General features: G+C 62.6%; 20 protein-coding genes. 15 read left to right on the top strand and 5 right to left on the bottom strand.

Features of this window, described 5'->3' with window-relative positions; genetic code table 11:
* Positions 1–85 precede the first annotated feature (85 nt).
* Positions 86–1,597: a sigma-54-dependent transcriptional regulator gene (locus YH63_RS10420; RefSeq protein WP_046827664.1), complete on the bottom strand. Its 1,512-nt coding sequence runs from the start codon at positions 1,595–1,597 to the stop codon at positions 86–88.
* A 147-nt stretch (positions 1,598–1,744) separates the two neighbouring features.
* Here YH63_RS10420 and YH63_RS10425 point away from each other — a divergent pair, with 147 nt between their 5' ends.
* The 5 genes from YH63_RS10425 to YH63_RS10445 all read left to right on the top strand — a co-directional run bounded on the left by YH63_RS10425 (position 1,745) and on the right by YH63_RS10445 (position 6,933).
* Positions 1,745–3,637, top strand: coding sequence for a M3 family oligoendopeptidase (locus YH63_RS10425; RefSeq protein WP_046827663.1), 1,893 nt, complete (start codon positions 1,745–1,747; stop codon positions 3,635–3,637).
* 198 nt (positions 3,638–3,835) lie between these two features.
* On the top strand, positions 3,836–3,988 hold the full coding sequence (locus YH63_RS10430; RefSeq protein WP_046827662.1) for an aa3-type cytochrome c oxidase subunit IV: 153 nt from the start codon (positions 3,836–3,838) through the stop codon (positions 3,986–3,988).
* A gap of 71 nt (positions 3,989–4,059) precedes the next feature.
* Positions 4,060–5,187: a Re/Si-specific NAD(P)(+) transhydrogenase subunit alpha gene (locus YH63_RS10435; protein WP_046829607.1), complete on the top strand. Its 1,128-nt coding sequence runs from the start codon at positions 4,060–4,062 to the stop codon at positions 5,185–5,187.
* Positions 5,188–5,198: 11 nt separating this feature from the next.
* Positions 5,199–5,519 carry a proton-translocating transhydrogenase family protein gene (locus tag YH63_RS10440; protein ID WP_046827661.1) on the top strand — a complete coding sequence of 107 codons (321 nt, stop codon included), beginning with the start codon at positions 5,199–5,201 and terminating at the stop codon, positions 5,517–5,519.
* Positions 5,520–5,532: 13 nt separating this feature from the next.
* Complete coding sequence (locus tag YH63_RS10445) at positions 5,533–6,933, top strand: NAD(P)(+) transhydrogenase (Re/Si-specific) subunit beta (protein ID WP_046827660.1); 1,401 nt, start codon at positions 5,533–5,535, stop codon at positions 6,931–6,933.
* A gap of 65 nt (positions 6,934–6,998) precedes the next feature.
* Here YH63_RS10445 and YH63_RS10450 read toward each other — a convergent pair whose 3' ends face one another.
* Positions 6,999–7,382, bottom strand: a complete 384-nt coding sequence (locus YH63_RS10450; protein ID WP_046827659.1) for a VOC family protein — start codon at positions 7,380–7,382, stop codon at positions 6,999–7,001.
* Positions 7,383–7,496: 114 nt separating this feature from the next.
* On the opposite strand from YH63_RS10450, the gene YH63_RS10455 reads away from it, so the two are divergent.
* Positions 7,497–8,597 carry a calcium:proton antiporter gene (locus YH63_RS10455; RefSeq protein ID WP_046827658.1) on the top strand — a complete coding sequence of 367 codons (1,101 nt, stop codon included), beginning with the start codon at positions 7,497–7,499 and terminating at the stop codon, positions 8,595–8,597.
* Positions 8,598–8,659: 62 nt separating this feature from the next.
* Here YH63_RS10455 and YH63_RS10460 read toward each other — a convergent pair whose 3' ends face one another.
* Both YH63_RS10460 and YH63_RS10465 read right to left on the bottom strand, forming a co-directional pair.
* Entirely contained in the window at positions 8,660–10,036 is a 1,377-nt protein-coding gene (locus YH63_RS10460; protein ID WP_046827657.1) for a vWA domain-containing protein, read from the bottom strand.
* A 172-nt stretch (positions 10,037–10,208) separates the two neighbouring features.
* Positions 10,209–11,150, bottom strand: a complete 942-nt coding sequence (locus YH63_RS10465) for an AAA family ATPase (protein WP_046829606.1) — start codon at positions 11,148–11,150, stop codon at positions 10,209–10,211.
* Between the two features lie 286 nt (positions 11,151–11,436).
* Here YH63_RS10465 and YH63_RS10470 point away from each other — a divergent pair, with 286 nt between their 5' ends.
* The 7 genes from YH63_RS10470 to YH63_RS10500 all read left to right on the top strand — a co-directional run bounded on the left by YH63_RS10470 (position 11,437) and on the right by YH63_RS10500 (position 17,029).
* Positions 11,437–11,901, top strand: coding sequence for a hypothetical protein (locus YH63_RS10470; protein ID WP_052753830.1), 465 nt, complete (start codon positions 11,437–11,439; stop codon positions 11,899–11,901).
* A gap of 61 nt (positions 11,902–11,962) precedes the next feature.
* The gene (locus YH63_RS10475) at positions 11,963–12,253 is read left to right on the top strand and encodes a hypothetical protein (protein ID WP_052753906.1); all 291 of its coding nucleotides are present in this window, start codon (positions 11,963–11,965) and stop codon (positions 12,251–12,253) included.
* 85 nt (positions 12,254–12,338) lie between these two features.
* A complete protein-coding gene (locus YH63_RS10480; protein ID WP_052753905.1) occupies positions 12,339–13,742 on the top strand; it encodes a TolC family protein in 1,404 nt (467 codons plus the stop codon).
* Positions 13,743–13,756: 14 nt separating this feature from the next.
* Positions 13,757–15,139 carry a multicopper oxidase family protein gene (locus YH63_RS10485; protein WP_046827656.1) on the top strand — a complete coding sequence of 461 codons (1,383 nt, stop codon included), beginning with the start codon at positions 13,757–13,759 and terminating at the stop codon, positions 15,137–15,139.
* Between the two features lie 2 nt (positions 15,140–15,141).
* On the top strand, positions 15,142–15,627 hold the full coding sequence (locus YH63_RS10490) for a cupredoxin domain-containing protein (RefSeq protein ID WP_246658040.1): 486 nt from the start codon (positions 15,142–15,144) through the stop codon (positions 15,625–15,627).
* A 26-nt stretch (positions 15,628–15,653) separates the two neighbouring features.
* Positions 15,654–15,956 (top strand): copper-binding protein, encoded by a 303-nt coding sequence (locus tag YH63_RS10495; RefSeq protein WP_046827655.1) that lies wholly within the window; start codon positions 15,654–15,656, stop codon positions 15,954–15,956.
* A gap of 146 nt (positions 15,957–16,102) precedes the next feature.
* Positions 16,103–17,029 (top strand): hypothetical protein, encoded by a 927-nt coding sequence (locus tag YH63_RS10500; RefSeq protein WP_046827654.1) that lies wholly within the window; start codon positions 16,103–16,105, stop codon positions 17,027–17,029.
* A gap of 606 nt (positions 17,030–17,635) precedes the next feature.
* Here YH63_RS10500 and YH63_RS10510 read toward each other — a convergent pair.
* Positions 17,636–18,742: a substrate-binding domain-containing protein gene (locus YH63_RS10510; RefSeq protein WP_046827653.1), complete on the bottom strand. Its 1,107-nt coding sequence runs from the start codon at positions 18,740–18,742 to the stop codon at positions 17,636–17,638.
* A 114-nt stretch (positions 18,743–18,856) separates the two neighbouring features.
* Between YH63_RS10510 and YH63_RS10515 the strand changes: the two genes are divergently transcribed.
* Positions 18,857–20,341 carry an aldehyde dehydrogenase family protein gene (locus YH63_RS10515; protein ID WP_046829601.1) on the top strand — a complete coding sequence of 495 codons (1,485 nt, stop codon included), beginning with the start codon at positions 18,857–18,859 and terminating at the stop codon, positions 20,339–20,341.
* Positions 20,342–20,504: 163 nt separating this feature from the next.
* Complete coding sequence (locus tag YH63_RS10520) at positions 20,505–21,308, top strand: alpha/beta hydrolase (protein ID WP_046827652.1); 804 nt, start codon at positions 20,505–20,507, stop codon at positions 21,306–21,308.
* Positions 21,309–21,333: the final 25 nt, after the last annotated feature.

Consider the following 21,333-nt stretch of genomic DNA (forward strand, 5'->3'; position numbering starts at 1 on the left):
CCTGTGTCTGTCACCGCGCCGCAACGGTTCGAATATGAGTAACGAAAAAGCCGTGCCGGCGTTCCATGCCGCAGTGATTCGCGTTTCAGCGCGAAGGGTCGGATTCCGTGCCGGAGGCCGCGGCCTCGTCCAGTTTCCGGTACAGCGTCGAGCGGCCGATCTTCAATCGCCGCGCGACCTCGGACATCTGGCCGCGATAATGGGCGATGGCGAAACGGATGGTTTCCGCCTCCATGTCATCGAGGGCGCGCATTTCGCCGTCCTCGCCGAGCATGGACAGCGTTCCGTACGCAGACATGAATCCGGCTGGCGCGGGTGACGGAGCGATTGGTATTTCGGCACCTGCAACGGTCTCGCCGGGAGAGGAGGGCGGGCTGTCCATGACCACCGGCTCCGCCTCGTAAACCGGGGCCAGGGACATTCCACCGGTCTGCGGAAAATCATCCGGTCCAAGCTGGCCGCCGTCGCTCATCACCACGGCGCGATACACCGCATTTTCAAGCTGGCGGACGTTGCCGGGCCACGTCAGTTGTCCCAGCATCGCCATGGCTTCGCCGCTGACGCTGGTCACGGGCCGGTTCTCTTCGGCGGCGATGCGCGTCATGAAATGCCGCACCAGATGCGGGATGTCTTCGCGGCGCGTGCGCAGCGGCGGAATCGTCAGCGGCAAAACGTGCAGCCGGTAAAACAGGTCTTCGCGGAATGCACCGGCCTTCACCTGATTGAGCAGGTTGCGGTTGGTCGCCGATACGATCCGTACATCGACCTTCACGGGCTTGCGCCCGCCGACCGCTTCGACCTCGCCCTGCTGCAGGGCGCGCAGCAGTTTCACCTGCGCCGCCAGCGGCAGTTCGCTGATCTCGTCGAGGAACAGCGTGCCGCCATTGGCCTCGACGAATTTGCCTGCGTGACGTTCGGTGGCGCCGGTGAACGCGCCCTTCTCGTGGCCGAACAGCAGCGACTCCACCAGATTGTCCGGGATCGCGCCGCAGTTCACGGTGATGAACGGCTTGGCGCTGCGCTCGGAGGAGCCGTGGATGGCACGGGCGATCAATTCCTTGCCGACGCCGGATTCTCCTTCGATCAGCACCGGGATCGTGGAGGCTGCAGCCTTCTTGCCCATCGAAATGACGTGGTTCATCGTCTCGGAGCGGGTGACGATGTCGGCGAAGGTGAGTTTGCCCTCGCGGCGATGGCGGATGCGCTGCAGTTCGCCTTTCAGCGCACTGGCATTGAGGGCGTTGCGCAAGGACACCTGCAGGCGCTCGATGCCGACCGGCTTCACCACGAAATCATGCGCGCCCGCGCGCATCGCGGAGACGACGTTGTCGATCCCGCCATGGGCGGTCTGCACGATCACCGGAACATCGAGGCCGGCGTCGCGAATTCTGGCCAGCACGCCCATACCGTCGAGGCCGGGCATGACAAGGTCGAGCACCAGGGCGTCGACGGGTTTGGTGTCGGGATTGATCAGATGGGCGAGGGCGGCATCGCCGCTATCGACTGTCACGGCGTCGTAACCGCAACGTTGCACCATGTTTTCGACGAGGCGCCGCTGTACGGCATCGTCGTCGGCAATCAGAATGGTCGCAACCATGGCATTCCCCGCAACTCTGGACTATCTCAACAACATGTCTCGAATCGGGGCACTCTCGCCGATGCCGATTAACGACCTCTTAAGAGTTGGCTTCTTTGGCAAGTGCTGCAATCGTCCTGAACGATCTTGAACATCACGGGTTGAAATATGGCTTCGCGCACATCGGCTCTCCGCAAATCTCCGGCAAAATCCAAAACCGCGCCCAAGGCGAAAACCTCCGCCAAAAAGCCGTCTCCCAAAAAGGCATCCGGCGCGACAGGCAAGGCGGGAAAGCTGCCCGAGTGGAATTTGACCGATCTTTATCCCGCGCTCGATGCACCGGAGGTGGCGCGCGATCTCGACAAGCTCGATGCCGACTGCGTCGCGTTCGAGGCTGCCTACAAGGGCAAGATTGCGGAGCAGGTTGCAAAGCCCGACGGTGGCGAATGGCTGGCCGAGGCGATCAGGAGCTACGAGGGGATCGACGATCTGGCCGGACGGCTGGCGTCCTATGCGGGGCTTGCCCATGCGGGCAACACCGTCGATGCCGCGATCTCGAAATTCTACGGCGACGTGTCCGAGCGCATCACTGCAGCCTCGACGCACCTTCTGTTCTTCGCGCTCGAACTCAACCGCGTCGATGACGAGGTGATCGAGCGCGCGATGGTGGCGCCCTCGCTTAATCACTACCGGCCATGGATCGAAGATCTGCGCAAGGACAAGCCGTACCAGCTCGAGGATCGCGTCGAGCAGCTGTTCCACGAGAAATCTGTCAGCGGCTATGCGGCGTGGAACAGGCAGTTCGACCAGACCATTTCGGCGCTGCGCTTCAAGGTCGGTGGCAAGGAGCTGGCGATCGAGCCGACGCTGACGCTGTTGCAGGATCGTGCGCCCGCCAAGCGCAAGGCGGCGGCGCAGGCGCTGGCGAAAACCTTCAAGGCCAACGAGCGCACCTTCGCACTCATCACCAACACGCTCGCCAAGGACAAGGAAATCTCCGACCGCTGGCGCGGCTTCCAGGACATCGCCGACGCGCGCCATCTGGCCAACCGCGTCGAGCGCGAAGTGGTCGATGCGCTGGTGGCGTCGGTACGCGCCGCCTATCCGCGGCTTTCTCACCGCTACTACAAGATGAAGGCGCGCTGGTTCAAAAAGAAGTCGCTGCCGTTCTGGGACCGCAACGCGCCGCTGCCGTTCGCGACCACCGGCCAGATCGGCTGGAACGATGCGAAAAGCACGATCCTGAAAGCCTACGGCGATTTCTCGCCGCAGATGGCGAATATCGCGGCGCGCTTTTTCACCGACCGCTGGATCGATGCGCCGGTGCGGCCCGGCAAGGCGCCGGGCGCGTTCTCGCATCCGACCACGCCGTCGGCGCATCCCTATGTGCTGATGAATTATCAGGGCAAGCCGCGCGACGTCATGACGCTCGCGCATGAGCTTGGTCATGGCGTGCATCAGGTGCTCGCCGCCAAGAACGGCGCGCTGATGGCGCCGACGCCGCTGACGCTAGCGGAGACCGCCAGCGTGTTCGGCGAGATGCTGACCTTCAAGCGGCTGCTGGCCGAGACCAAAAATGCCAAGGAGCGCCAGGCGCTGCTCGCCGGCAAGGTCGAGGACATGATCAACACGGTGGTGCGCCAGATCGCGTTCTACTCGTTCGAGCGCGCGATTCACACCGAACGCCGCAACGGCGAACTGACCGCGCAGCGGATCGGTGAAATCTGGCTGAGCGTGCAGGGCGAAAGCCTCGGCCCGGCTATCGAGATCAAGCCCGGCTATGAGACGTACTGGATGTACATCCCGCACTTCATCCATTCGCCGTTTTATGTCTACGCCTATGCGTTCGGTGACTGCCTCGTGAACTCGCTCTACGCGGTCTACGAGAACGCCTCGGAGGGGTTCGCCGACCGCTATCTCGCGATGCTCTCGGCCGGCGGCACCAAGCATTATTCCGAGTTGCTGCAACCGTTTGGGCTGGACGCCAAAGATCCCAAATTCTGGGACGGCGGGCTGTCGGTGATCGAAAGCCTGATCGCTGAACTGGAGGCGATGGGATAGGCAAAAGCAGCCTTTTTTAGAGGCAATTGCCGGAAGGATTGGCGTCCTGTTCCGCATCGCGGAAATTTCCGCGAGGGTCATTGCATGGCATGCATGCGGGTGGTTCTAATCGGTTGTCCAAAGCGGAGGCAGCCGTTGCCCTTGCCCCGCAATTGGGCTAATTCGCGTCAACATTTAGAGTGGCGCTGGAGGGGATCGATGGCTGACCATAACGAAGTTGCTTACACCACGGCGGATGGCATGGACTATCCTGCGCACGAGCAAACCTACGAAGGGTTTCTCGTGATGACGAAGTACGGGACGATTTCCGTTATCGTCATCCTCGCCTTGATGGCGATCTTTCTCACCTGATCGAATTCGGTTGTCCCGGCGGTGTGGCCGGTGATTAAGTCATGCGCGGCCGAACGGCTGCGGGAGGCGTCATGAAAATTGCGATAGCCAAGGAAGTGGATGCAGCCGAGCCGCGCGTTGCGGCGACGCCCGACACCGTCAAGAAGTTCAAGGCGCTGGGCATCGATGTCGCGATCGAGCCGGGTGCCGGCATCAAGTCCGGTCTGCTGGACGCGGACTATGAAGCCGCCGGCGCTGTCGTCAGCGCCGATGCGGTGAAGGATGCCGACATCGTCATCAAGGTGAAGCGTCCGGAAGTCTCCGAAGTTACGAAATACAAGAAGGGCGCACTGGTCATCGCGATCATGGACCCCTACGGCAACGAAGCCGCGCTGAAGGCGCTGGCCGATGCCGGCGTTGCGGCCTTCGCGATGGAGCTGATGCCGCGCATCACCCGCGCGCAGGTGATGGACGTGCTGTCGTCGCAGGCCAACCTCGCCGGCTACCGCGCCGTGATCGAATCCGCCGAAGCCTTCGGCCGCGCGTTTCCGATGATGATGACCGCGGCCGGCACCGTGCCCGCGGCGAAAGTGTTCGTGATGGGCGTCGGCGTTGCCGGCCTGCAGGCGATCGCCACCGCGCGCCGCCTCGGCGCCGTGGTCACCGCGACCGACGTGCGTCCGGCGACGAAAGAACAGGTCGAAAGCCTCGGCGCCAAGTTCCTCGCGGTCGAGGACGAAGAGTTCAAGAACGCCCAGACCGCCGGCGGCTACGCCAAGGAAATGTCGAAAGAGTATCAGGCCAAGCAGGCCGCGCTCACCGCCGAGCACATCAAGAAGCAGGACATCGTCATCACCACGGCGCTGATCCCGGGCCGTCCCGCGCCGAAGCTGGTCACCGCTGAGATGGTGAAGTCGATGAAGCCCGGCTCCGTGCTGGTCGATCTTGCGGTCGAGCGCGGCGGCAACGTCGAGGGCGCCAAGGCCGATGAAGTGGCGGATGTCGATGGTGTGAAGATCGTCGGCTACACCAATCTCGCCGGCAAGGTCCCGGCCTCGGCGTCGAGCCTTTACGCGCGCAATTTGTTCTCATTCATCGAGACGCTGTACGACAAGGCCGCCAAGTCGCTCGCCGTGAAGTGGGACGACGACCTTGTGAAGGCGACTGCCTTGACCAAGGACGGCGCCGTCATTCATCCGAATTTTCAGCCGAAGGCATAAGGAGAGCCGACATGCATGGAATTGAGGCTGTCGACCCGTTTGTGTTCCGGTTGTCGATTTTCGTTCTCGCGGTTTTCGTCGGCTACTTCGTGGTGTGGTCGGTGACGCCCGCGCTGCATACGCCGCTGATGTCGGTCACCAACGCGATTTCGTCGGTGATCGTGGTCGGCGCACTGCTGGCGACCGGCGTCGCGCAGGTCGGCAACGACGACGGCCCGCTCTGGGCGCGCGCGTTCGGTTTCATCGCGCTGGTCTTTGCGTGCATCAACATATTTGGCGGCTTCCTTGTCACCCAGCGCATGCTGGCGATGTACAAGAAAAAGCAGAAGTGACGGGGCAGGGAACATGAACGCGAATCTCGCAGCGCTGCTCTATCTCGTCGCTGGCGTCCTTTTCATCCTGTCGTTGCGCGGCCTGTCGAGCCCGGCGTCCTCCCGCCAGGGCAACTTCTTCGGCATGATCGGCATGGCCATCGCCATCGCCACCACGCTGGCGGCGCATCCGCCGACCAGCACGACCGGCTGGATTCTCGTGATCCTCGGCATCGCCATCGGCGGCGGCATCGGTGCGGTGATCGCCCGCCGGGTGCCGATGACCTCGATGCCGGAACTGGTCGCGGCCTTCCACTCGCTGGTCGGCATGGCCGCGGTGCTGGTCGCCGCCGGCGCGTTCTATGCGCCTGCCGCGTTCGACATTGGCGCCCGCGGCAGCATCCATGCCTCGAGCCTGATCGAGATGTCGCTCGGCGTCGCCATCGGCGCGCTCACGTTCACCGGCTCGGTGATCGCGTTCCTCAAGCTCTCGGGCCGCATGAGCGGCGCGCCGATCATCCTGCCGGCCCGCCACATCATCAACATCGTGCTCGCGCTGGCGCTGGTGTTCTTCATCTACGGCCTTGTGGTTTCGCAAAGCTCGTTCGACTTCTGGATGATCACCATCATCGCGCTGGTGCTCGGCGCCCTGCTGATCATTCCGATCGGCGGCGCGGACATGCCGGTCGTGATCTCGATGCTCAACTCGTATTCGGGCTGGGCGGCGGCGGGCATCGGCTTCACGCTGGGCAACTCGGCGCTGATCATCACCGGCGCGCTGGTCGGCTCCTCCGGCGCGATCCTGTCTTACATCATGTGCCACGCGATGAACCGCTCCTTCATCTCGGTGATCCTCGGCGGCTTCGGCGGCGACAGCGGCGGACCGGCCGCGGCGGGCACCGGCGAAGTCAAGCCGGTCAAGCTGGGCTCGGCGGACGATGCGGCCTTCATTATGAAGAACGCGCAGAAGGTGATCATCGTGCCGGGCTACGGCATGGCGGTGGCGCAGGCGCAGCACGCCTTGCGTGAAATGGCCGACACGCTGAAGAAGGAAGGCGTCGAGGTGAAGTACGCGATTCATCCGGTCGCGGGCCGCATGCCCGGCCACATGAACGTGCTGCTGGCCGAAGCCAACGTGCCCTACGACGAGGTGTTCGAGCTCGAGGACATCAACTCGGAGTTCGCGCAGGCCGACGTCGCCTTCGTGATCGGCGCCAACGACGTGACCAACCCCGCGGCGGAAGAAGATCCGAAGTCGCCGATCTATGGCATGCCGGTGCTGCAGGTCTGGAAGGCCGGCACTGTGATGTTCATCAAGCGTTCGCTCGCCTCCGGCTATGCCGGTGTCGACAACCCGCTGTTCTACCGCGACAACACCATGATGCTGCTCGGCGACGCCAAGAAGATGACCGAGAACATCGTCAAGGCGATGTAGGCGAACGCCGCCTTCTCAAATCGCAGGAACGAAAGAGGCCGTGCGCTTGGCACGGCCTCTTTTTTTTATGCCTTTGGTACCCGATACAGCGCGCAGAGCTTGTTGCCGTCGGGGTCGCGCAGATAGGCAAGGTGCATTTTCACGCCGCCCCCTTCACGGATGCCCGGCGGCTCCTCGCACGTCGTGCCGCCGTTCGCGATGCCGCTTGCATGCCAGGCGTTGGCTTCCTCGGGCGAAGTCGCAGCAAAGCCAATGGTCCCGCCATTGGCCGGCGTGGCGGGTTTGCCGTCGATCGGCTTCGACACCGAAAAAGTCCCGGTTTTGGTGCGATAGAAGATGCGATGGCGATCGACCACCCCCGGCGGCACCCCGAGCGTGCCCAGCAGATTGTCGTAAAACGCCTTGGCCTTTTCGAGATCGTTTGTCCCGATCATGACGTGAGAGAACATTTTTTTGTTTCCTTCCAAAAAGCAGTCCTTTTTGGTTAAGGCATCTCGCTTCCGGGTGCAAATTCCCTCCGGGCTGGCTAGGCGTTTTGTAATCGCGCCGTTAGTATCGAGCGCATGAGTGCCCATACACACATGCCACGGTCAGCCTGGGTTTATCCCGCGCTGGCCATTTTGCTTTATATCGTCACCGAAATTCCGGCGCTCGGCATCGGTTTCACCCACACCCCGGCGGGGCTTGCCTTCGCGGCCGTGCTGCTGGTCATCCTGTTCGGCACCGTGTTCGCCGCGGTCCACCATGCCGAGGTGATCGCAGAGCGAATCGGCGAACCCTATGGCACGCTGCTGCTGACGCTCTCGGTAACCATTATCGAGGTGGCCCTGATCGCCACCATCATGCTCGGCGAGAACGGCGTGCCGACGCTGGCACGCGACACCGTGTTCGCGGTGGTCATGATCGTCTGCAACGGCCTCGTGGGCATCTGCATCCTTGTTGGCGGCCTGCGCTATCGCGAGCAGGATTTCCAGGTCACCGGTGCCAACGTCTACCTCAGCGTGCTCATCGTGCTGGCCACTATCACGCTGATCCTGCCGAATTACACCGAGACCACGCCCGGCCCGGTCTATTCCGCGAGCCAGCTCGGCTTCGTCAGCGTCGTCACCATCGTGCTGTATGGCGTGTTTCTGTACACCCAGACCATTCGCCACCGCGACTACTTCATCGCAGGCGCGGGCGAGGGGGAACGGGACTACGCCCCGGCAGGCCGCCTGTTTTTGATCAGCGGGTCCCTGCTGCTGGTCTCGCTGGTCGGGGTGGTGATGCTGGCCAAGAAGTTCTCGCTGGTGGTGGACGCCGGAGCGGCCGCCATCGGCGCGCCGCCGGCCTTTGCGGGCGTTGTCGTGGCGCTGCTGATCCTGCTGCCGGAAGGCGTCGCCGCGCTGGCTGCCGCGCGCAAGAACGATCTGCAGAAGAGCATCAATCTTGCGCTCGGCTCGTCGCTGGCCACCATCGGCCTGACCGTGCCGGCCGTCGCGATCGCGACCTATTTGCTGGACAAGCGGCTGGTGCTCGGTCTCGAGACTCGCGACACCATGCTGCTGATCATGACCTTTCTGGTCAGCCTGGCGACGTTCGGAACCGGCCGCACCAACATCCTGTACGGCTTGGTGCATCTGGTGATGTTCGCGGTGTTTATTTTCATGGTGCTCGTGCCTTAGGGCATGATCCCGAAAAGTGGGCACCGGTTTTCGGATAAGATCATGCCCGAACAGAAAACCGCTTACTGATACGCCGCGACGATATCGGTGATGGCGCGTTCGAGCTGCTTGGCGGTGGCGCACTGGCGCACGACGCTGCAATAGGTCGCGTAGCGCGGCATTTCCGAATCGCCCCAGCCCCACACCATGCGGCCTTCGGGATTGAGCCAGACCAGCCGCTTGGAGCGCTCCGAGATGCGCCGAAGAATGTCGGCGCGGGGATCGAGGTTGTTGGTCCGCGCGTCGCCCAGCACGATCACCGTGGTTTGCGGCGTTACTGCGCTGAGACACAGCTTTTCGAAATCGGCCAGCGACTTGCCGTAGTCCGAGGAGCCGAATCCGACCTGCGTCATGATCTCCTTCATCGCCTTGTCGGCGTCCATCTCTTCGAGAATGTCGCTGACCTCGATCAGGTGGCCGGAGAACGCGAAGGAGCGGACGTCGGACACAACTTCATGAAGGCTGTAGATCAGCAGCAGGAAGAAATCCGAGACGCGCGCGACCGAGCCGCTGACATCGCAGATCGCGATGATCTTCGGTTTGTCGCGGTGGCGGCGCTTCCACGTGGTCAGGAACGGCACGCCGCCCCATGCCGCGTTGCGCCGGATCGTGCGGCGGACGTCGAGATGGCCGCGGCGCTGGCGCTTGCGCGGCTTGCTGTAGCGCTCGCGCAGACGCCGTGCGATCTGGCGGATCAGCACGCGCATCTGCTGGATCTGCCGCTGGTCGAGCTGCGACATCGGCGCGTTGCGCAGGATGTCGTTGCGCAGGTTCTCGGTTTCCTCGCGGCCGTACAGCAGCAGCGCCTGCGAAACGGTATCGCGCACATTCTCGCGCAGCGCTTCGGTCGCTGCCGCAAGCCGCTCGGCCTCCGCCGGATTGCTGACTGTCAGGGCGTCGAGATCGTCCCGCAATTGCGCGATGCCGAGTTCGTTGAGGATCTTGCTCGAATAGATGCCGCGCTGGGTGAAGAACCGGATCTCGGACAGCTCCGCGGCGGCGGAGGCATTCGCAATTGCCGCTGCGAGAGCGTTGCGGTCCTGCGACATCAGCATCTGCGCCAGCGGCCCGAGGCCCGAAGGAGGGGACGATGCCGCGGCGCCCGGCGGCATCTGCTCGCTCGATGTCTCGCCGCTCTCGCCGGATTCGCCTGCCTCGTTGTCTTGAGTCGGCGGTCCGGTAATTTCAGGTTGCTGGAAGAACAGGTCGAAGCATTCGCCGAGCGCCCGCTTGTCGTCGGTGCTCTTGGCGAGGGTCAGCAGAAACGTGTCGCGCAGGATTTCGCGGTCGGTAAAGCCGATCTCGGAAACCGCCCGCATCGCGTCGATGCTTTCGGAGGGCGAAATCCGCACCCCGGCCCCGCGGGCCGCCCGAAAGAAGCGATGCAGGTTCTCTCTCATCCGGTCTAACCGAAGACGTTCCAGTGTGGTGGTTCGCAAGTCCGCATCGTTTCTACAGCGCCTTCTTTTGCGGACTTGCGAACCAAAACCACACTGAAGTTATAATTGCTAGTGTCCTTTTGAATCCGAAGTTCGCTATGGAGTGTGCTGCAAGATGAGGCGAACTTCGGATTCAGGACACTAGCTGGCGGGTCTTGCCAATGAAGGCGGTGACTTGCGGCATGGTGGTCTCGATGTCGGCTTCGTACTTGAGCAGGACGTTGAGCGTGTCCTTGACCATCTGGTGATCCAGTTCGCTCGCCTGCAGCAGAACCAGCACCCGCGCCCAGTCGATAGCCTCGGACACCGACGGCAGCTTCTTCAAGTCCAGCGTGCGGACGTCATTGATGAAGCTGACGATCTGCCGCCGCAACGACTGTGATATGCCGGGCACGCGGCTCTCGACAATACGCTCCTCGAGCTTCTGCTCGGGGAAGCCGATGTGCAGATGGAGACAGCGCCGCTTGAGCGCGTCGCCGAGATCGCGTTCGCTGTTGGAAGTGAGGATCACCGTCGGCGGCGAAATCGCGGAGATGGTGCCGAGTTCAGGCAGCGTCACCTGAAAGTCGGACAGGATTTCGAGCAGCAGCGATTCGAATTCCGCGTCCGACTTGTCGATTTCGTCGATCAGCAGCACGCAGCCCTTCGGCTGTTCGAGCGCCTGCAGCAGTGGGCGCGGCTCGACAAATTCCTTGGAAAAGAACACGTCGCCGAAATCGTGCAGCTTGTTCAGCGCCGCCGGCAGCGTCTCCGCGTCGCCCAGCACTTCGCCGAGCTTGTCCTTCAGGATCTGCGTGTAGAGCAACTGCTTGGCGTACTTCCACTCGTAAAGCGCCTTGGCTTCGTCGAGGCCCTCATAGCATTGCAGGCGAATCAGCTTGAGGCCGCGCCATGCGGCGATCGCCTTTGCCAGTTCGGTCTTGCCGACGCCGGCCGGCCCTTCCACGAGGATCGGCTTTTCGATCCGCTGCGACAGATAAACCGCGGTCGCGATCTGACGATTGGCGATGTAGCCCGCCGAGGCCAGACCTTGTTCGACGGCGTCGATGGAGGCTGCCGGCTGATATTCGGTCAAGATCGTGAACTCCAAAAGGCTTGCTGTCAGTGATCGGCCGCTGATGGCCCGGCGCGAGCGGCTCCTGCGAAGGAACCCAGAGTATTTGCTACGCCGCCCGAAGGCTTTCGTCCATATCACCCCGGCTATGCATCCGCGCAGGCCGGAACCGCTGTGCGAAATGAGGCAGTGAACCGAAGTTTTTCTCGCGTTGCTGTGACCGCAAAGCGTCTTGCCTGTTTGGAACTCTGACTGTACCTCTGTCGATGGTTGTGGCTGGTCGCCACGACGGGAGTGCCGGTTCCGGATGCTGACGCAACTGACCAGGGTCATGAGGGTAAAGGCTGCGCGCATTCTCGTTGCGCTCTATGCCTTTTGCCTCGTCGCGCCGGTCAGTTTCGCCTTTGCAGACAGCGCTCTGGCGCACTGCCTGACAAGCCCAGCGCAGGTCCAGCATGTCGGACACGTGCACGGTGAAGCCGCTCATGTCCATCAGGGCATGACGCATGCGGATCACGATCATCACGCGCCGGCGAATGCCGAATCTGCCGGTGCGATGCACGACCACGCCGGCATGACTGATTCCGGCGGCAAGTCGACCGCCCCCGCTTGCTGTGGCGTGATGTGCATCAGCGCGCTTCCGGCCAGCATGTTTGAGTTGACGCCTCGAACGATGACTCACGCATCGGTCGCGGCCTCTTCCGACGCCGGAATTTCCGGCGAGGCCCCCGACCTCCTTTATCGCCCCCCAATCATCCTCCTGTCGATCTGATCGCCGGCGCTGCGACTGAAGAGTCGCGCGCTTTCGAAGCCGTTTGACATTCGAGGATATGATGCCCGCGCAAAATCTGGCGAGGCTCGCTGCCGTTGATCCGGTGGCGACGACACTCGTGCCGATGCCGTTCAAAGCACTATTTCTATCGCTCGCGCTGCTGTTTCTCGCAGGCTGCGCCACCAAGCCTGCAGTTTCCGCTGGGCCGGACCCGTCCGATCCGGGGGCGCGGACATCGCGCGCTGAATACAGCTCCACACTCGGGCGCTACACGTCCCAAAGGCCGGTGGCTCCCGCTGCCTGGAAGAAACAGAACGAGCAGGTCGCACCCGCTCCGAAATCCGGCGAGTAGGTGCACCATGCCAGCTCAGGATTTCAAGACTCTCACCTATACCGCAGCGCTGGATGACAGTGTCAGGCGCCGCGTCCGCAGGTGGATGATGGCAAGCACTGCCCTTCTGCTACTGTCGGGCTGCGCATCGTTCTCGCCTGATGGCGGGATGAGTGTGGTTACGGCCACGGTCTCGCAAGACCTCGGCAAGAATGCCGCCGCCTTGCGCACATCGAATGAGGCGGCGGCCGCCCGCAGCACAACCGCGCGGCTGCTCTCGAAGCCGTTATCTGCGGATGCAGCTGTTCAGATCGCGCTTCTGAACAATCGCGGATTGCAGGCGGCTTACAACGAACTCGCCATCGCGGAAGCCCAGGCAGTGGAGGGCAGCCTGCCGCCGAATCCTGCAATTTCACTGTCGCGGATTGCGGGATCGGTCGAAGTTGAAGTCGAACGCAAGATCGTCGCCAACGTGCTGGCGCTCGCAACATTGCCGGTTCGTTCGGAAATCGCAGCGGCCCGCTTTCGGCAGGCACAGATTGTGGCCTTGAGTGAAACGCTGCGGGTCGCAGCGGACACGCGGCGCGCCTACTATCGCGCCGTCTCAGCGCGCGAACTTGCGGGCTTTCTCGCGCAGGCCCAGTCCGGCGCTGAAACCGCGGCGAAGTTCGCTACCCGTCTCGGCGAGACCGGCGGCATGAACAAGCTCGATCAGGCGCGCGAGCAGGTGTTCTACGCCGACCTCACCGCGCAACTCGCCACCGCGCGTCAGCGCGCTGCGAGCGAGCGGGAAGCGCTGATCCGCGCCATGGGATTGTGGGGCGACGATCTGGCATTCCGGATGGGCATCGCGCTGCCACCGTTACCCTCGCGGCCGCAATCGCTGCCGGGCATCGAGACCGAGGCGGTTCGTCGTCACGTCGATCTCCAGATCGGGCGGATCGAGCTGGATGCGCTGGCAAAATCGTACGGACTGACGCAGGCGACGCGCTTCATCAACGTGCTGGATGCCGGGCTCACCGGAAAAACCTTCAGGGACAAGGCAACCGGAGAAAAAGCCCGCGAGCGCGGTTTTGACGTTGAACTTCAGGTTCCGATTTTCGATTTCGGCGAGGTTCGCGTCAGGGAAGCCGAGGCGACCTACATGCACGCGGTCAACCGCCTGACGGAGCGGGCGGTCAATGTTCGATCAGAAGCGCGCGACGCCTATCGCAGCTACCGGTCGTCCTATGACATCGCGAACCACTACCAGCGAGAAGTTCTGCCGCTGCGCAAGATCATCTCCGACGAAACCCTGCTTCGCTACAACGGAATGCTGATCGACGTGTTCTCGTTGCTGGCGGAGGCGCGTCAGCGCATCGCCGCAACGACGGCGGCGATTGAGGCGAGGCGGGATTTCTGGCTGGCCACGACAAATCTCAACACCGCGGTGATGGGCGGAGGTGTTCTCGGACGCGGCGAAGCCGCACGCGCAATGTCCGGCGCATCTGCCGAAGCCCCTCAGCATTGAATGGAGAACGAACAATGATCTCACGCAGAGCAGTTCTCGGATCGGCGGCGGTGCTGGCCGGCGCAAGCGCCGTCAGCGGCCGCGTTCAAGCCGCGAGTATTCCGGAAGCCGCAACGTCAACCGCGACGACGATGCAGCCGCCGCTGTTTCCGTCCAGCGGCCCGGACTATCAGCCCGTCGTCACGCTCAACGGCTGGACGCTGCCCTGGCGCATGAACGGCGACTGGAAGGAATTTCATCTCGTCGCCGAACCCGTGGTGCGCGAATTCGCACCGGGCATGGTCGCACACCTGTGGGGCTACAATGGTCAGGCGCCAGGCCCCACCATTGAGGCGGTCGAAGGCGACAAGGTCCGCATCTTTGTCACCAACAAACTGCCCGAGCACACGAGCGTGCACTGGCACGGCATGCTGCTGCCGAACGGCATGGATGGTGTCGGCGGTCTGACCCAGCCGCACATCAAGCCCGGCAAGACGTTCGTCTATGAGTTCGTGCTGAAGAAAAGCGGCACGTTCATGTACCACCCGCATTCCGACGAGATGGTCCAGATGGCGATGGGGATGATGGGCTTCTTCGTCGTGCATCCGCGCGACCGGAAGTTCATGCCTGTCGATCGTGACTTCGTGTTCCTCGCCAGCGCCTATGCCATCGAGCCGGGGTCGTATCTTCCGAAAGTCGCGGAGATGACCGACTTCAACATGTGGACCTGGAACAGCCGCGTCTTCCCCGGGATCGACACACTCCCGGTTCGTCTCGGCGACCGTGTGCGGGTGAGGATGGGAAATCTCACCATGACCAATCACCCGATGCACATCCACGGTCACGAAATCTTCGTCACCTGCACCGATGGCGGATGGGTGCCTGAAACCGCACGATGGCCGGAAGTCACCATCGATCTGCCGGTCGGCAGCATGCGCGCGTTCGAGTTCGTTGCGGATGCGCCGGGCGACTGGGCATTCCACTGTCACAAGAGCCATCACACCATGAATGCGATGGGCCACGACATCCGGAACTTCGTCGGGGTGCAGAAGCGCGATCTGGTCAAGTCGGTGCGCAAGCTGGTGCCGGATTACATGCCGATGGGAAGCGCCGGCATGGCCGACATGGGCGAAATGGAAATGCCGCTGCCGGACAACACGCTGCCGATGATGACCGGCTTCGGCCAGTTCGGCCCGATCGAAATGGGCGGCATGTTCACAACCGTCAAAATCCGCGAGGGGCTTGCGGCGAACGATTATACCGACCCGCCTCCCTACAAGAACCCCGCTGGAACGGTGGCCTACGAGGTCGCGAGCGCGACGGCGCCTCCCGCGAAACAATCGGCTTCGCCCCCAAAGTCGAAGCCTGCGATCGAGATGAAAGTGATCAAGCCTCCCATGAACCACAAAGGACACTGAAGATGCATGCTTTGAAGATGCCCGCTTTGCGAAAATCCAAAATCACCCTGATCGCCGCCGCGTTGATGCTGTTGCCGGCATCGTTCGACCGCCTATCGGCGCACGACAACCACGCCTCTTACGACGCCGGGGAGCCCGGCGATCCGAAAAAGCCTTCGCGTGAGATCGTCGTCGAGATGGGGGACCGGTACTATCAGCCGAAGAAAATCGAAGTGAAGCGCGGCGAGCAGGTCCGCTTCGTGCTTCGCAACGACGGCTATGAGGATCACGAATTCCTGCTGGCGACGCCCGAGGCGAACCTCAAGCACGCCGAGGCGATGCAGAAGAATCCCGGCATGGAACACGACGAGCCGAACGGGATTCAACTCGCGCCGAGTAAATCCGGCGAGATCGTCTGGAAATTCACGAAGGCCGGGACGTTCGAGTTTGCGTGTCTGATCGCCGGGCACCGCGAGGCCGGGATGATCGGCACTGTTGTCGTGAAATGATCGAACACAAAACCAGAGGAAGAAATATGCGGAAACTTATTCTTGCGACGTCCTGCTTCATCGCGCTGTCGGCTCTCCTTCCCGCAGCGCCGGCGCATGCTCAGGCGCTGCCGGTCAGCGGAACCGTCACCAAGATCGACGAGGCGGCCGGAAAAATGACCATCAAACACGGTCCCATCAAGAAAATGGATATGGAGGGGATGACCATGGTTTTCAGAGCCCAGGCCCCGGACATGCTGAAGCGGGTGAAGGTCGGCGACAACGTCAGGTTCGACGTCGACAAGGTCAATGGGCAGATGACCCTGACCGGAATCGAGAAGGTGAAATAGCCGCTGGTCGGCAACGCCGGGGGGCCGGGTAAGGCTTCTGACAAAGCCGTTACCCGGCGTTTTCCCCGCAGTTGCCACCGATCTGTCGCAGTTGATCCCTCAATCGGCCCTAAAGTTCCCCCATGCAACGTCTGCGGGGAGTTGTGATGATCAAGAAGCTGTTCACGAAATACTTTTTGGAGGTCGTTCCGTCGATCGTGGCGACGGTGGTCGGTGCGTACATCGTCACGCACTACATCAACGCCAAGTCGGAGGCCGACAAGCCGAAGGCGGCCATTGCGGCTCCCGCTCAGACCTCCAAGGAGGCTGCCCCCCAGACGCTGAAAGCCGACGAGTCCGGTGATAAGGCCGCCAAGGCTGAAACCGCAAAAGCCGAAGCCGCCAGGCTCAAGGCCGAAAAGCAGGCTCTCGAAAAGGCCGCGGCGGAGCGCTCGGCCGCTGACCGGGCGGAGAACGCGAAGAAGGCCGCCGAAAAACTTGCCGCCGAAAAGGCTGCCAGTGAGAAGGCTGCCGCCGACAAACTCGCCAGTGAGAAGGCTGCTGCCGAGAAGCGGGAACGGACCGCTGCGAAGCCAGCGCCCGCTGCGCCATTGCCTGCCGAGACCAATGCTGCGCCCGACGACAGGCGCGATGCCAACGATCTGGCGCGGGCCGCGATCGAACGGCTGCGCAATGCCAAGGCGATATCTGAGCTGCCGCGTGCGCCGGAAGCCGTGCGTGCCGACGAGCCGGCGAAAGCGCAGGAGCGGGGTCAGGAGCGCGCCCGGGTCAACAGCGTCGTCTATGCCCCTGCCGCTGCGCCGCAGCCGCCGGTCCAGCCGCTGCCGCCTGCGGTCACGGTCGCGCCACCGCCGAGCGAAGCCGCCGTGATGGCTCCGCCGCAGCCATTTCCCACGCCGATCTCAGGATCGTCCGAGACCCGGGCCGATGATGGCCAGCGGTTGACGCCGCCGGCCGACATTCCCTCGCGCCCGCTCGATCTGCGCGCGAAACAGGGGCGTTCGTCGGTGACCGAGGACGTGATGTCCGCCGCGAAATCCGTATTTCAGGCCGTGGTGCCGGAATCGAACTAGGCGCGTACTCGGGACAGTTTGAAATGAGAGAGCCGCTGCTTCTCTCGTTTCAACCAGCGTGTTGTCCTAAGCCGTTTAATAGCACCGCGTGATATTTACGCTTACGGTTTCCTCTGCGCCTTCGCGCCGGGGAACCTTGACGGTCTGCTTGGTGCATTCCTGCACATAAGGTCTGTCAGACGGTGCGACCGCCGGCGGAAATCGATGTGCCCAATCCCAGGGGACATCATAAGTGTAAGTGTAGCGGATATCGCCTGACGGTGGCGGTACGACATCCACGCCGCGTCCGGCATACGATGGTTCGTAGAACACGCCGGCTGTGCCCGGCCAGAAAGTCCCTGCGTTGTGTCCTCGATGACGCTGCAGAGGCCGGCCGGTTGATGGACGGAAAGCCGGACGCGCCGAAACAGGCCCTCCAGCATACGTGGCACCCGGATCGGCAAATGTCTCGTTCGGGGCAAGGATAAGCGCGGCCACGCCGAGAGAGGCGATAAGCGCTCCGTACATTCTATACGTCATGGCACGCACCAGTTCTAAGTTGCGAGCAGCACTCAAGGCACGCTAGGTCGCGCCTTTGGGGCCCGCAAACGTAGAGTTAATAGTTGGTTAAGGCTTAATCTTAACGGGTCGGCTGGTGGCGTCGACGATATCCAGAAATTCCTTGACCGTGCTGACCGCTCCGGGGTTTGCCGCGACATAGCCGGGGAGTTGCGTCACCGCATCGTGAAACGCCTCGCCCTTCATCACGTCGAGCACGCGTTGCATCGGCTCGCTATCGAGGAATCCGCGGCGGCACACGAAGAAATAGTCCTCCGTCAGCAGACGGACGAAATCGAGTCCGAACTGCTTCGCGGCGGCCTCGACGCCGAACGCGGCATCGGCCATGCCGCTGGCCACGTAGGCAGCGACGGCGGCGTGGGTGAACTCCATCTGCTGTGCGCCGTTGATCTTCGCCTCGTCGATCCTGTGCTGTGCCAGCAGCTGATCGAACAGCGTCCGTGTTCCGGAATCGTGATCGCGGTTGACGAAGCGGGCTTTTGTGTCGACCAGATCTTTCAGCGATCCAATTTTCAATGGATTGCCGTGCTTCACCATCAGACCCATCTCGCGGGTCACGAAACTGATAACGCGATCCTCGCGCGGATCGAGCCACTCCCGGCACGCCTTGACGCTTTGCGCGCGCAGTTCGCCTCGCGGAATGTGGACGCCGGAGAGATCGCACGCGCTCTGCGCCAGCGACACCAGCGAGTTCTGGTTGCTGACATAGCGCAGGTCGACGCCGATGCCCGGCTCCCGGTCGAGCAGCTCACGCAGCTTCGAGACCGCGAATCCGTGGCTGGCGTGCACGCGGATCACGCTTGGGCGGTGATGCAGGAACGGCTTGATTTCGGTGACAAGTTCCTGCGCGAGATTTTCAAGCTGCGGGCCGAGGCGGGCCTGCATGCGCTGTCCGGCCCACACCAGCTTCTCACCGAAGGCAGTCAGGGTCGTGCCCTTGCCGCGATGGGTTTCGACCAGCGGCACGCCGAAGAACTCGGACCACTGTTCGACCAGATTCCAGACATGGCGGTAGGACAGGCCGGCGTGTTTTGCCGCGCTGGTGAGTTTGCCGGTTGTACGGATTTCGTTGAGCACGCCCAGCATGACGACGGCGGTCTGCGGGCTGCCTTCCTTGTGGAAGCGCCAGACGGGTTCGATCTCGATATGAAACATCGGCACCTCTGATTATGAAATGGACTTCATACGACCGCGAGCCACTGGCAAATCATATCATATTTACTAACAAGAATTTAGTGCAAAAATTGGGAGAAAGAACAGGAGAATATGATGTCGATTGCATATGATTACTCCCATGATACGCCCCGCGACGCCGTTGTCCTCCGCAAGCAGCTCCTGATCGACGGCCGGCACATCGAGTCGGTGTCGGGCCGCACCTTCAAGACGCTCAATCCTGCGACAGAGGAGGTCATCGCGGTGATCTCCGAAGGTAACGAAGCTGACGTCGAGCGCGCTGTCGTTGCTGCGCGCCGCGCCTTCTTGGGCGTCTGGGGCAACATGCGTCCGGCCGAGCGCGGCCACATCCTGTTCAGGCTTGCGGAATTGATGAAGCAGCACGGCGATGAACTCGCCGAGCTGGAAAGCCGCGACGCGGGCAAGCCGATCTCGGCGGTGCTGCGGCAGGATCTTCCCGCCGCCATCGACACGCTGACCTATTACGCCGGCTGGGCCGACAAGATTCACGGCGACACCGTGCCGACGCGCGGCGACGCGCTGACCTACACCGTGCGCGAACCGGTCGGGGTGGTGGCGGTGATCGTGCCGTGGAATTTTCCGCTGATGATCGGCATGTGGAAGCTCGCGCCGGCGCTGGCCTGCGGCTGCACCGTGGTGATGAAGCCTGCCGAATTGACCTCGCTGTCGGCGCTGCGGATCGGCGAGCTTGCACTGGAAGCAGGTCTGCCGCCGGGCGTGCTGAACATCGTGCCGGGCCCGGGCCGTGTGGTCGGCGACGCGCTGGTCAATCATCCCGGCGTGGACAAGGTGACCTTCACCGGATCGCCCGGCGTCGGCCGCGGCATCCTTCGCGGTGCGGCGGGCAACTTCAAGCGCGTGTCGCTCGAACTTGGCGGCAAGTCGGCCAACGTGATCTTCGACGATGCCGATCTTGACGCGGCCACCAAGGCGGCTGCGGCGGGAATCTTCTTTAATGCGGGGCAGGTGTGCTCGGCCGGTTCTCGCGTGCTGGCGCATGAGAACGTCTACGACGAAGTGGTCGAGCGGCTCACGGCGCGCGCGAAAGCCTTGCGCATGGGCGACACCGCGGACAAGATCACGGCGCTCGGTCCGGTGATTTCCGAAAAGCAGATGAAGTCGATCCTCGACTATATCGATATCGGTGAGAGGGAAGGCGCATCACTCGTCTCCGGTGGTGAACGCGTCGGCGACCGCGGCTATTACATCAGCCCGGCGGTGTTCGCGAACGTGAAGCACGAGATGCGAATTTCGCAGGAAGAAATATTCGGGCCCGTGGTCAGCGTCATCAAGTTCAAGGATGAAGCCGATGCGCTGCGGATAGCCAACGGCACCGCATTCAGCCTCGCCGCTGGCGTATGGAGCCGCGACATGGGTCGCGTGCAGCGCTTCGCGAAGAAGGCGAAGGCCGGCACGGTCTGGATCAATACCTATGGCTACACCGACGTGCGGTTGCCGTGGGGCGGTGCGGGCGATTCGGGTTTCGGCCGCGAACACGGCACCGAAGCGCTCGCGAATTTCACCGAGCCGAAAGCGGTCTGGATGAACCTGAACGTTTGAGACCTTGTTTGGGCGCACTTTCCCTCCCAGGAATGCTCGAGCACACACGCGGGCCGGAAGGCCCGCGTTTTTTTACGGCGGTATCCTGTATCCCTGGATTGCCGGATTTGATCGTCCATGATCCGATGCAACGAGCTAGACCGTCATTTCGCTTGTACGGGTGATGAAAAGTTTTCAGTCGATCGTGGTGCTTGCGATAGCCGCTTATGCCGCGGTCGCGGTGGCGCTGTATGTCTTTCAGCGGCTGCTGCTTTATCCGGTGCCGGAAACGACGAGAACCGATCCCGCCGCAGCAGGATTTCCGGAAGCGCGGGAAGTCATGCTCGAGACCAGGGACGGCGAGAAGGTCATCGTCTGGCACGTCGCGCCGAAAGTGGGGAAGCCGGTCGTGCTGTTCTTTCACGGCAACGGCGAAGTGCTGGCGTGGCGTATTCCGCGCTTTCGCGCCATCACCGCCGACGGCACCGGCCTCATCGCCCTGTCGTTCCGCGGGTATGGCGGGTCCAGCGGCAAGCCTACCGAAGATGGGCTGCTGAACGACGGAGCGGCGGCTTATGCGTTCGCAGCGGCGCATTACCCGCCGGAGCGCATCGTGCCGTGGGGCTATTCGCTCGGCTCCGGCGTCGCGGTCGCCATCGCCGCGAGCCAGCCGGTCGGCAAACTCATTCTTGAAGCGCCCTATACATCGGTCGCCGATATCGCCGCGTCGCTGTTCTGGTACATGCCGGTGCGCTGGCTGATGCGGGATACATTCCGGTCTGATGAGCGCATGGCCAGCGTGAAAGTCCCGCTGCTCATCATGCACGGAGAGAAGGATACGGTGGTCCCGGCGCAACTGGGGCGGCGGTTGTTCGATCTTGCGCCCGGTCCGAAACGCTTCGTGCCGTTCCCGCTCGGCACCCACATCAATCTGGACGACACCGGCGCGGTGGATGTTGCGCGCGCCTTCATGGCCGGCAAGGACTAGTTCTCGCTCAAACAAAAACGCGGAC

This window comes from Afipia massiliensis (assembly GCF_001006325.2).
GTDB classification, from domain to species: domain Bacteria; phylum Pseudomonadota; class Alphaproteobacteria; order Rhizobiales; family Xanthobacteraceae; genus Afipia; species Afipia massiliensis_A.